Genomic DNA, 13,041 nt, shown 5'->3' on the forward strand with positions numbered 1-13,041 from the left:
CGGCATGCCTTTTCCGCGGTCCTGGACGTGGCCGCGAAAAAGGGGGAGGGGAACGATAATGAAGGCGTCGCGCTCCGCCAGATTCATATCCTGCCTGGCGATGTCGGCGGTGTTGAGCACTCTACTGCCACAGTTCGCCTACGCCGCACCGGCGTCCGCCGCCAAGGACGACGATCGCGGCATCCTGGCCGCGCTCGGAGGCTGGTTCGGCGGGGACGACGACGAAGGCGAGGACGAGCCGCCGACCGACGACGCCGACGCCCTGCCCAGCCGCGACCGGCTGGCGAAGAGCGCGAAGCTCGCTCAGCCCGAGCGCGTCAGGGAGCTGAAGAGCAGGCGCACGCCGACGGCACGCTACTGGGAGCTGTCCGACGGGCGGATCCAGGCCGAGGTGTCCGCCACGCCCACGGCCTACAAGTCCGGCAAGAGCTGGAAGGCCATCGACACCGCGGTCCGGCCGAGCGACCGCGAGGGGTACAGCCACGCCAACACGTCCAACGTCGCCCGTGCGTACTTCGGCGACGGAAGCGGGGCGCTCCTCCACGTCGAGGCCGACCGCCGGCACACCGCCACCCTCTCCCTGGCGGACGCGGCGAAGGGCCCGAAGCCGAAGGTCAAGGGCGACGAGGTCGTCTACGCGGACGCCGTGAACGGGGCGGACATCCGCTACCGGGTCGGCGTCGGCGAGGTGAAGGAGGAGATCGTCCTCCCCGAGCGCCCGGTGGGCGAGGTGCGTTTCGAGTTCCGGCTCGACACGGCCGGGCTGACCCCGAAGGCCCACGCCGACGGGTCGATCGCGCTCTACCAGGACGCCTCCCGGCACCCGGTGATGACGATCCCGCCCGCCTTCATGACCGACGCGAGGGACGAGCCCGGCTCGCCGTACGGCAAGGCGCACAGCACGGACGTCGAGCAGCGGCTGCGCAAGGACGGGGACGCCTGGCGGCTGACGGTCGTCCCGGACGCGGAGTGGCTCGCGGCGAAGGAGCGCCGGTACCCCGTCGTCATCGACCCCACCGTCGTCGTCTCCCCGACGCCGTCGCAGTCGCAGGACGTGATGATCCTGTCCGACTACCCGACGACGAACTTCAACGGCGCGGGCGGGCAGGACTACGGCAACTGGCGGCTCTCCGTCGGCACGACGGAGACGGGCGTCGCGCGCTCGCTGCTGAAGTTCCCGCTGGGCGAGATCCCCGCGGGGACGCGGATCGACTCCGCCCAGCTGGGCGTGTACTACGACCAGTCCCACACCACCAACGGCTTCGAGGTGCCGATCGAGGCCCACCGCGCCACCGGGGCCTGGGACCACAAGACGGCCACCTGGGACAACGCCAAGGACCTCACCGGCGAACTCTCCGGCACCAGCGTGACCGTGGACGACGGCGACGCGGGCACGACGGCGGCGAACGGCCCCTGGCCGACGTCGTCCAACACCGCCTTCACCCAGTACGCCGTGGGCCAGGACTACCGGTACAACAAGGACAGCGGCGCGGGCGACACCTACACCTGGCAGCCGCACCTGCCGGAGGACGGCGACTACCGGGTCGAGGCGCACTACGTGCCCGCCCTCGACCGCGCTACCGACGCCCCCTACACGGTGACCTACGACGGCGGCAGCGAGACGTACACCGTCGACCAGTCCGCGGGCACCGAGGGCGAGTGGACGACGCTGGGCACGCACCCCTTCGCGGCGGGCACCGCGGGCAAGGTCGTCCTGGGCGACGGCCCCGCCTCGACCGGCACGGCCGTCATCGCCGACGCCGTCCGCCTCACGAAGCCGGCGCGCGTCACCAAGCCGGTCGGCGCGTACAACACGTGGCACCGCTTCTCCGTCACGGACACCGTGCAGAGCTGGCTCGACGGCGAACACGCGAACCACGGCTTCGTCCTCAAGGCGGCTGACGAGTCGCAGCTCGGCCGGGGCGGACCGCGCTACGAGGCAGCCGAGTTCGGCTACGGAGGCGAGACGGCGACGTACCCGACGCTGACGATCACCTACGGCCGTCCCGGCGTGCTCCTCGACCCGCCGACCACGATCCACGGCACCGGGCCCGAGCTGTCCTGGAGCGCCTACGAGGACCCGAGCGCCGCGCCGGACGACGACATCGTCGAGTACCAGGTGCACCGCAGCGTGTTCCAGGGCTTCACGCCCTCGGCCGCCACGCTGGTCGCGCCGGTGGACAAGACCGCCACGACGTTCACCGACACGACGGCCACGCCGACCCCGGCCGACTCCGCCGCCGAGACGGGGCAGTCGTACTACTACCAGATCGCGGTCAAGACGCGGGACGGGAGCGTGATCGGCTCCCCGGTCCACCTGGTGGGCCTGCCCAAGGCGGGCAGCACGACCACGTTCATCCGCGCCGGGCAGCGGGACACCACGCTGTCCGACGCCCAGCCCGGCACCAACCTCGACGGCCTGCCCTCCTACGGCATCGGCCAGCATTGGCTGAGCGTCGGCAACAACTCCGGCACCTACGGGACGACGCGCTCGGTGCTGACGTTCGACGAGCTGGGCCTGCCGTCCACGGCCCGCGTGCTCGACGCGCAGGTCCGCATGTGGGGCACCCAGACGACCACGGGCAGCTCCGGCGCCGTCTACGAACTGCACGCCCTTGACCGGGACTTCGGCGAGACGACGGCCACCTGGAACGAGGCGGACACCGGCGCCGCGTGGACCACGCCCGGCGGTGACTTCGACACCGCCATCGCCGACACCGTCCCCAACCGCACCGACGACCCGGCACGCCACTGGTGGGGAGCCACGTCCCTCGTCCAGCGCTGGGTCGACGACCCGGCGACCAACAAGGGGCTGCTGTTCAAGCTGGCGGACGAGTCCAGCACCGGCCCGCAGGAGCGGACGATCTTCCTCTCCTCGGAGGCGGAGGAGCGCAACCTCCGCCCGCATCTCAAGGTCACCTACGTCGACGCCACGACGGCGTCCACCTACCACGCCCCGCAGACACCGTCCCGGATGATCCCCGGCGACACCCACACCGTCGACGTCACCCTGACCAACACCACCACCTCGGTGTGGACGGCTGCCGACAAGGTCCTCTCCTACACCTGGACCCTCCCCGACGGCACCGACGTGACGACGAGCGGCAACCAGCTCCAGACCGCCCTGCCCGAGGACCTGGTGCCCGGCGAGTCCGTGACCCTCACCGCACAGGTCAAGACGCCGATCAACTCGGACTCCGGCAACAAGCGCACCGACTACGTGCTGACCTGGGACGTCTACGACCAGACCGCCGGCACCTGGTTCTCCGACACCGGCGGCATCGCCGGGCTCGGCCAGGACGTAGCCGTCGAGGACCCGACGTCCAACCAGCTCGGCCTGGAGAAGTTCTACTCCTACGCGGGCAAGAACACCGGCGCCGGCTCGACCGTGATGAACAACCTGTACGCGGGCAACAGCGTGTGGTCGTACAACGCGTTCAGCAACCCCGGCCGCGGCCTGACCACCTTCGCCCGCTTCACCTACAACTCGCTCGACACCTCCGACACCGTCCTCGGCCACGGCTGGTCGGCCCAGCTCGCCGCGCCCCTGCGCTCGGGCGCCGCACTGGACTTCCACCCGAACCCCAACCCGACCACGGTGACCCTCCCGGACGGCGACGGCACGTCCCACGTCTTCGAGAAGCAGGAGGACGGCACCTGGAAGGCCCCGGCGGGCGTGCACTACCTGCTGGAGCAGAAGCCCGGCGTGGACTGCAAGCCGTCGGCCGACGGCGACCCGCGCGCCTGGTCCATGACGCGCCCCGACCGCACCCGGTTCTTCTACGACTGCGAGGGCTACGTCAGCGCGATCGTCGACAAGAACGGCAACACGCAGACGTACACCTACGAAGAGCGCAGGTCCAACAACAAGCCGAAGAAGTTCCTGCGCTACATCACCGACCCGGCCGGACGGCAGTCGCTGACCGTCGACTACTACGGCAAGGGCGAGTCGTACCCGTACATCGACGACGCGGGGCAGAAGCAGACGGGCAGCAAGCTCACCAACCCGAAGATCATCGACCACATCGCGTCGATCACCGATGTCTCCGGGCGCGAGCTCACCTTCGTCTACAGCGAGAAGGGGCTGCTGGGTGAGCTGACGGACGGCGCGGGCAGCGAGCAGCCCAAGGTCTTCCGCTTCACCTACGACGCCACGCAGGGCAACAAGAACGTCAAGCTCGTCGACGTCACCGACCCCCGGGGCAACGCCACGGCCTTCGACTACCACGCGCCGAGCGAGGGCGACGACCCCAAGTTCCACTGGGCGCTCCAGGCCATCACCGACCGCCTCGGCCACGACACCGGCTTCACCTACACCGATCCCGACGGCACCGTCGGCTCGGTCATCCAGACCAAGGTCACCGACGCCGAGGGCAACGCCAGCGACTACACCCAGGACGGCTACGGACGGCCCACCCAGATCACCAACGCCAAGGCGCAGACGACCAAGCTGAGCTGGGACGCCGACAACAACGTCACCCGCCTGGAGGAGAACAACGGCGCCGTCACCACCTACGCCTACGACCCCAAGACCGGCTACCCGCTGGAGCAGAAGGACGCCGAGGCCAACCAGAACGGCACCGAGCCCCAGACCTTCGCCTACCAGACCGCGCTCGACGGGCACGTCGCCGACCTGTGGCGCAAGACCTCACCCGAGGGCCGCACCTGGCAGTTCGGCTACGACACCTACGGCAACCTGACGACCGTCACGGACCCCAAGGGCGTCGCCACGACCGAGGCCGACGACTACACCACCACCTACGCCTACGACGTCCACGGCCAGTTGACGACGGCCACCGACGCGCGCGGGAACGCGACGTCGTACAGCGCCTTCGGCCCCACCGGCTACCCGGCCACCATCACCGACGCCCTGTCCCACGACACGGCGTACGAGTACGACGGCCGCGGCCAGGTCGTGAAGGTGACCGACGCGCTCGGCGTCAGCACCACACAGACCTACGACACCTTCGGTCGACCCCTGGCCACCACCGTGCCGAAGGACCAGGAGTCCGGCGACCTCATCACCACCCCGGCCCCGGTCTACGACGCCAACGACAACGTCACCAAGGCCACGGCCCCCAACGGCGCCTTCTCGACCGCCGTCTACGACGCGGCCGACCAGATCACTTCGGCCACGGCGCCCAAGGACACCGATACGTCCGACGTCCGGACGTCGACGTACACGTACGACAAGGTCGGCAACCTGCTCACCACCGTCGAGCCCAAGGGCAACCTGACGACGGAGGCGGGCGACTACACGACCACCAACGCCTACGACACGATCTACCAGCTCACCTCGGTGACCAACGCCGAAGGCCACCGCGTCAGCTACAGCTATGACGACGTCGGCAACCCGGTCAAGGTCGTCGACCCGAAGAAGAACGCGACCGCCGACCCCGACGACTACACGACGAAGACGGCCTACGACCTCAACCACCGCGTCGTCTCCGTCACCGACGCCGCCGGGAACACCACCTCGCGCACGTACGACAAGGACTCCCTCGTCACCTCCACCACGGACGCCGAGGGCAACACGACGCTCGTCGCCTACGACGAGCGCGGGATGCAGGCCGAGGTCAAGGTCCCGCACACCGAGGACGGCTCCGGCAACGTCGTCCACCGCACCACCCGGTTCCGCTACGACGCGGTGGGCAACCGCACCAAGGTCATCTCGCCCCGCGCGGTGGCCGCGGGCACGGAAACGGCCTTCGTCTCGGAGACGGTCTACGACGCGCTGAACCGTCCCAAGGATCAGATCCAGCCCTACGACCCGGCCGATGCCCGGTACAACACACCGGTCAGGACGATCACGTCGTACGACGCCGCGGGCCGGGTCACGAAGACGTCGATGCCCCCGTCCGAGGGGCAGAGCGTTCGCAACGACACCACCTACACCTACTTCGACCACGGCCTGGTGAAGTCCTCCACTGACCCGTGGGACATCGTCACCACCTACGACTACAACGAGTTGGGCAAGCAGACCGCCCGCACCATCACCTCCGCCGGCGGCTCGTCCTCCCGCACCATGGGCTGGGGCTACTACCCCGACGGCAAGCTCAAGTCCCGTACGGACGACGGCGTCCCCGTCGGCAACCACGTCGTCCTCACCGACAACTCCGACACCCAGCACACGTCCGCCACCGGCACCTGGACCTCCGGCGACGCCGACGGCCAACAGGGCTACGACCACGCCGTCCACGCCGCGGGCACCGGCACGGACACCTTCACCTGGACGCTCAACATCCCGGCCGACGGCACCTACACGGCCTACGTCCGGTACCCCTCCGTCAGCGGTGCCGCCAGCGCCGCGCCCTTCACGGTGACCCACGCCAGCGGCACGACCGAGGCGACCGTCGACCAGTCAACCGGCGCGGGCACCTGGGTACCCCTCGGCACCTACACGTTCAACCAGGGCAACGAGGCCAAGCTCGAACTGGGCGAGTCCGACACGGGTGACGTCGTCGCCGACGCGGTCAAGCTCGTCCGCGACACCAGCGGCGAGACCGACACCGAGCAGAAGGACTTCACCTACACCTACGACGTCAACGGCAACCTGACCGAGCTCACCGACGGCTCCTCCAACGCCGACGTCGACACCTACCGCATCACCTACACCGGCCTGAACCAGGTGGCGAAGGTCGAAGAACTCGCGGGCGGCGTCTCGCAGGCGTCCACCGCCTACACCTACGACGCCAACGGCCTCCCGGAGACCCAGACCCACCCGGACCAGCACTCGGCCTACACCTACGACCTCCGCGACCTGGTCAAGACGGTCAAGGTCGGCGATTCGCCCACCGACTCCGACCCGAAGACGACCAGCTTCACCTACACGCCCCGCGGCCAGAAGCTCCGCGAGACCAAGGCCAACGGCAACACCGTCGACTTCACCTACTACCTCGACAGCCGCGTCAAGACGCAGACCGAGAACAAGTCCAACGGCACCCTCGTCTCGTCCCACGCCCTGACCTACGGGCCCAACGGCAACAAGACGCAGGACGTCGCGAAGAAGATGAACGCCGACGACACCTCGGCGTACCTCTCCTCCACCACGGACTACACCTACGACCCGGCCGACCGCATCGCCGAGGTCACCAAGACCGGCAACGGTGCGGGCACCGAGACCTACGTCCACGACGCCAACGCCAACGTCATCAGCCAGACCGTGGGCGGCACGACCACCACCTACACCTACGACCGCAACCGCCTGCTCTCGGCCGAGAGCGGCGGCACCCCGGCCAACTACACCTACGACCCCTTCGGCCGCCTCGAATCCGTCACCAGCGCCGGCCAGGTCATCGAGCGCAACACCTACGACGGCTTCGACCACGTCGTCGAGCACACCAAGCTCCAGGAATCCGGCTCCACCGCCACGACGACGTACACCTACGACCCCCTCGACCGCACCGCCTCGAAGACCACCGACGGCAAGACCACCGACTTCAACTACCTCGGCACCAGCTCCGAAGTCCTCAGCGAGGAAGTCTCCGGCGAGATCACCAAGTCCTACCAGTACAGCCCCTGGGGGCAACGCCTCTCCCAGCTCAAGCACGACGCCGCCACCGGCACCGAGGAACTCGCCGCCTACGGCTACAACCCGCGCGGCGACGTCGAGTCCGTCACCACCGAGTCCGGCGACACCAAGGCCACCTACGGCTACACCGCCTACGGCAGCCCCGACGACTCCGAGTTCACCGGCATCGACAAGCCCGACCCCGCCAACCCCACCGCAGACGCGTACAACTCCTACCGCTTCAACGCCAAGCGCTGGGACGCCGCATCCGGCACCTACGACATGGGCTTCCGCGACTACGACCCGGGCCTGAACCGCTTCACCTCCCGAGACATGTACAACGGCGCCCTAGCCGACATGAACCTCGCCACCGACCCCTACAACGGCAACCGCTACGCCTACACCGCGGGCAACCCGGTTAACTACTTCGAACTAGACGGACACCGTTTGGCCTGTGGTGGCGAAGGGTCGGGTCTCGGATGCCCAACACACGGTGTGATCGACTCCAGCGGGAGAACCGGTAGTGGCGGCGCGTTGTGGACTACGCGCGAGAGGGACGGTGCGAGCATAAGGAATGGCGGAGGATGGAGGGTCATTCATCACCTGACGGACAGTGAAGGTAGGGAAATCAGCACTGTCCGAGGCTGGGAGCCTGTGGCGCCAATTAAAACTAAGTACAAGAAGGAAAAAAATGAAGAAAAAGACGAGCGTAGTGCCGTAGACAAGACCTTGGACTTCTTCTTCGGGGGTGGAACGAAGGGGGTCTGCGTCAGTGGAAGTGCAGGCTTTGTAGGGATGGCATCTTTGGAGGCCTGCGTTCTAACAACCAAGACATCCGATGGAGATCGTGACTTCGGTATCAGCATTTCCGATGCCGTGTCTGGTGTCGGTGCAGGGGCAAGCGCTGATGCAAGCGTTTTGATCAGCAACGCTGACCAGATGGACCAGTTGGCAGGACTTGGGGCAGACGTGGAAATATCTGGACACGTTTATGTTGGTGGCTTCTGGAACGTGGAAGCGGCTGTAGACCAAAATGGTTCTGCAAACCCAATGAACTGGAGTCCGCTCCGTAACACAAAGGGTGAGCCTGTTGAGACGTCAACCTTTGGTCCTGGCGTGGGGATCGAAGGCGGCGTGGAGCTTGGTGTAAACAGGACTTGGACTTGCAGCATTCTTACCGGATGTAACTGAACGCTTCTCATCCTGAGCGCCAGGCGATCTCGATGGCGTGGACGGCGGCGATGGTATGGCTGATGCGGCTCGGGCTGCAGCGGGCCTTTGGAAGACGCCACTGCTTGAGGCGGGCGAAGGCCCTCTCGCCCAGTGGGAGAAGGCGGGCGTGCTCGCGGTTGAACTCTGCGTACGCGTGCGGAAGATCGCGCCCGTAGTAGGGAGTGCGCACAGTGGTGTTGGCGCCCCGGCAGGGCGCGGTCGGCCAGCACCAGGATCTGCCGGGACAGACACGCCTGGAGCACCCCGTGAGCGCGAGCGGCGGTCAGATCGTGGGTCTGCAGCCCTGGCGGTGCCCGCGAGAACCACAGCGGGGTTGCCCGATGCCGTGGGGGTTCGCAGCGCTGGACGAACGCGAGTCACTGATAAGGTCTACATGAGCTGAATTAACCACGTGGACGCACTGTACAGGGGGTTGGATGTTTATTGCATTCGGTCTACTCATGATTACCATAGGCTTGGTGGTCGCATTCAATTTTCGAGGCGCCACGAAGCGTCTAGCTGAAATCATCCATTCTGTAACATTTGACGGCGAGCCGAGAGTTGAAGGGCTCAGGCTCATCGGCGCCCTGTGGGTTTTTGCTGGTTTCGGTGGAATCGCTTTCATTGTCATGTTGCATCGCGGGTGAGGGTTGGCCTTTCCTGATCCTCTGTAAATATATGGTCCGCTTCGTGTAAATTCTGGCGGCATGCGACACCCCTGTGCTGGGTTGATTATCTCCCTGATTAGTCGTGTTGCGGGTCAGAGGAACTTCCCGTGTTTCGGGTCAAGCCTCGGACAGTCCAGCTCATGAAAGCGCGAGGTTAAGAGCCGCCCGGTGGTAGAGTGGCCCTGGACGTAATCCCGACTCCAGCCTTACTGGGGCATCGTCAGCGGTACACACATCCCCTGCTGGCTCACTACAGGCGACAACCCCGATCGATGGCCCTGGACCTCTCAGTCGGCAAACCCTGGGAGTAGCCGGTCTCGATGTAGGACCTCGCGGAGCCGGAGCGAGGCCTTGTTCCTCCTGGGCAGGCCGCTTTCGCGACATAGGGAGGGGACATGGCCGTCCTTGTCGATGCCGTGGTGGTGGTTTCCGTTGTGCTGGCCCTGGCGGTGGCTCCGCGTGTTGTGGCGCGTCGGTCGTGTGTCGGGCGGTCGGTGAGGTGGGCTGTTTCGCCTCTCGTCGGGCTGGTAGTGGTCACCGGGGCCGTCTTCCTCAACCAAGTGTTGTTCACCGTTTACGTGTTGCGGGTGCACGGCGGGGACGCTTCCTTCGTCTCGGGGTATCTGCCCGCCGGTTGGTTCGACCTGGCCACCGGAAGCCCCGTGTTGCGTTCGCTTGCCAAGGGGTTCCCGGCGCCGTCGCTGCTGGAGCCGACGGTTCTGCGGGTGCAGGCGTTGCTGGAACTGCCTTTCGTCCTGCTGGCTTTCGGGACCGCGCTGCGCTGGCTGGACGCGGGCCTGTATGGCAGGGTCATGCGCTCCGCGCTGTTGCCGCTGGCCGCGCTGTCCTACACGGCGGTCTTCTGCGTAGTCGAGTGGGACCTGTACAACCCGTACACCGTCGACGATGTGGTGATCCGGTGTGTTTCCGCGGTGCTGACACCGTTGCTGATGCGCCGCATGGCTGCCCGTGACGCCGCTGAAGCCCGCCCGTTGACTGCTTCCGGGCTATTGGCGTTCCTCGGTTCGCTGGGCGCGCTGGGGGTGCTGATCCTGATCGTGTACGACACGGCCCTGCTCTACAACCTGGGCCGCATGGACGACCGGGCCTCGCTCGCCCTGGCCGCCGCCGGGACTCTGGCCCTCTGCCGCCTGGCCGCCGCCCGGCTTCCCGCCCGCTCCTCGCCCGGGCCCGCCGTCATGTTCGCCGGCCACGCACTACGCCGTTGGCTCGTGCTCTTCTTCGCCCCCGCCCTCGCGGTGCGCTACGGGGTCACTTTCGGCACGCCGATGCTGGCTGCCGCAGCGGGGCTTGCGGTCGCCGTGGCGGCAGGCCTCTACGCCCTGCGGGACACCCTGATGGGGCTCAGGGAGGACAGTGAGATCCGGAGCCCGCTTGTCTTGCTGGGCAGGCTCGGCTGGGCCGCGGGAGCGGCCCTGGCGGTGGCCTACGCGGTCGTCAATCTGGGCCGTGGTGGCTCGTACTACGAGACCGTGCTGTTGCAGGCCGCGGCGGCTTCCATGGTCACGGCGATCGCGGGATGCGCCCTCACGGACGCGGCGGGCAGACGCCGCGCTTCACGCTGCTGCACAGAGTGAGGCGCGACGTCCCGTCAACTACGTCGGCATTGGCGTGCGTCAGCCGTTGCGCCCGGGACGGTCGGCTACTCGGCCCGGCTTCAACCTGGCCTCCTGCGGGTAACGGTCGGCTGTGGGCAGCGAAACCTTGGTGAGTGAGTTGGAACGTGCTCACGCCGTCGATGAACTAGCGCGGGACCGCGGCCGCGACTCACGGCTGTAGTACCAGTGGACAGTCGGCGCGGAAGCTTAGATGGTCGCTTGGTGAGCGAGGACGAGATCGTTGAGCGAGTCAAAGCTTTCGCGCAGGCCCATTGTCTGCCGCCACCTGCTCCTGCGAAGGCGTGTGAGGAGCTTGAGGCAGCGGTGGGGTATCCCATGCCTGCCCTGCTGCGACGTCTGTACGTGGAGGTCGCCAATGGTGGGTTCGGCCCCGATGGCGAGATCTTGTCTCTCACTGACGCCGACGAGTGGTACAGCGACGAGGAGTCGTTGCTCCAAGTCCAGCGCGACTGGTCGTCCATGTCCGAAGCGGAGGAGCTGCGCCCCCCCCGCGCCATGTGCTGCCGTTGGTGACGCTCGGTTGTGCGATCTGGTGGATGGTCGACTTCAGCACGCCTGGAGGAGCCATGTGGGGTTGGGAGCCAAACGCCCGCTGTGAGCGGCATCGCTTCTTTCCGGAACGCTTCGATCTCGCGGAATGGCTCACGGACTGGCTGAACGGGATCCGCACCTTCCCCCATCCGCCGCCAGTCGCGAGCTGTACAGACTGCCGAGGGTGGTGAGTCTGATGCGCGGTGGCGTGGTGGGGGTACCGTCTGAGTGTTGCCGCAGAACGGAGTTCGCCGTGTCGCAGAGCATCGAGGAGCACACCGGCGCTCGGATCGCCCGTATCCGGAAGCAGCGCGGTCTGACTCAGCAGGGGCTGGCCATGCGGGCGCATGTGTCGAAGTCGCTGTTGTCGAAGGTCGAGTGCGGGCAGAAGCCCGCGTCTCCTGCCCTTGTCGCTGTCTGTGCTCGTGCGCTGAGTGTGTCGACCTCCGATCTGCTGGGGCAGCCGTATGCCGAGGAACTGCGCCGGGACCGCATGGACGCCCTGATCCAGCCGATCCGTGAAGGGCTGGAGAACTGGGACATCGCGCTGGACTGGGAGACGGCTCCGCGCCCGGCGGCGTTGATCCGGGCGGATGTCCAACGGGCCCTGGAGCAGCGACGTCAGGCGCAGTACACGGACATGGTGCGCGACCTGCCCGTGCTGATCGACGAGTCGGTGCAGGCCGTGCACACCAGCACCGGGGATGAGCAGCGGCTGGCCTATGAGTGTCTGGCGGAGACGTTCCGGTGTGCGTTCACCGTGGCGTGGAAGTTCGGTTTCCTCGATCTGGCGACCGTCGCGTTGGACCGGCTGGCGTGGTCCGCTCCGCGCGCTGACGATCCGGGGCTGGCCGCGATGCATGCCTTTCTGCGTGCGCAGACCACGTTGTCGTCGGCTCGGTACGACGTGGGGCTGCGGGTTCTCAACCGGGCGTTGCGGGACCTGGACGGCCAGGAGTCACGCCGCCCGGCGGGCATTGAGGCGATGAGGGGCATGCTGCACCTGCGTGCTGCGACCATCGCGGGCCGGATGAGGGACCGGGACCACGCGGACGCGCGCCTCGCCGAGGCTCGTGCTCTCGCCCGGACGACGGGCGAGTTGCCCGACTTCGGCGTTACTTGGGGGCCGACCAATGTCGGTGTGCACGCCGTGGCCATCGCCTCGGAGATGGATGACTTCGGGCGTGCGATCGAGCTCGCCGAGGACGTACGCATCCCGCGCGGCTGGACCCGGTCCCGAGCCGGGCACCACTGGATGGACCTCGGTCGGGCCCACGCCTGGGCAGGCCACCCGGACCAGGCGTTGGACTGCCTGCACCGGGCCCGGCGCATCGCCCCGCAGCAGACCCGCTACCACCCGACCGTGCGGGAGACCGTGCTGGCACTCAAGCGGCAGGAGCGAACACGCAGCGGCCCGCTGGCGCAGTATGCGGAGTGGGTCGGGATATAGCAGATTTCGGGTACGAGCAGTTGCACTCTT

General features: G+C 67.3%; 5 protein-coding genes and 1 pseudogene. 5 read left to right on the forward strand and 1 reads right to left on the reverse strand.

Annotated features, from left to right (window positions below):
- The first annotated feature begins 100 nt into the window (after positions 1-100).
- The gene (locus HPT28_RS06260; protein ID WP_219089919.1) at positions 101-8,701 is read left to right on the forward strand and encodes a DNRLRE domain-containing protein; all 8,601 of its coding nucleotides are present in this window, start codon (positions 101-103) and stop codon (positions 8,699-8,701) included.
- A gap of 7 nt (positions 8,702-8,708) precedes the next feature.
- Here the strand turns inward: HPT28_RS06260 and HPT28_RS27690 are convergent.
- Positions 8,709-9,069 (reverse strand): annotated as a pseudogene (locus HPT28_RS27690) (transposase family protein); the annotation flags it as partial.
- Positions 9,070-9,159: 90 nt separating this feature from the next.
- On the opposite strand from HPT28_RS27690, the gene HPT28_RS06265 reads away from it, so the two are divergent.
- From HPT28_RS06265 to HPT28_RS06280, 4 genes are all read left to right on the forward strand, one after another.
- The gene (locus HPT28_RS06265; protein ID WP_219089920.1) at positions 9,160-9,369 is read left to right on the forward strand and encodes a hypothetical protein; all 210 of its coding nucleotides are present in this window, start codon (positions 9,160-9,162) and stop codon (positions 9,367-9,369) included.
- Positions 9,370-9,785: 416 nt separating this feature from the next.
- The gene (locus tag HPT28_RS06270; protein WP_219089921.1) at positions 9,786-10,988 is read left to right on the forward strand and encodes a hypothetical protein; all 1,203 of its coding nucleotides are present in this window, start codon (positions 9,786-9,788) and stop codon (positions 10,986-10,988) included.
- Between the two features lie 243 nt (positions 10,989-11,231).
- Positions 11,232-11,543 (forward strand): hypothetical protein, encoded by a 312-nt coding sequence (locus tag HPT28_RS06275; protein ID WP_219089922.1) that lies wholly within the window; start codon positions 11,232-11,234, stop codon positions 11,541-11,543.
- Positions 11,544-11,814: 271 nt separating this feature from the next.
- Positions 11,815-13,011 carry a helix-turn-helix domain-containing protein gene (locus HPT28_RS06280; RefSeq protein WP_219089923.1) on the forward strand — a complete coding sequence of 399 codons (1,197 nt, stop codon included), beginning with the start codon at positions 11,815-11,817 and terminating at the stop codon, positions 13,009-13,011.
- The last annotated feature ends 30 nt before the right edge of the window (positions 13,012-13,041 follow it).

Origin of the sequence: Streptomyces sp. JJ38 (assembly GCF_019303475.1) — a bacterium.
In the GTDB taxonomy this organism is placed as follows: domain Bacteria; phylum Actinomycetota; class Actinomycetes; order Streptomycetales; family Streptomycetaceae; genus Streptomyces.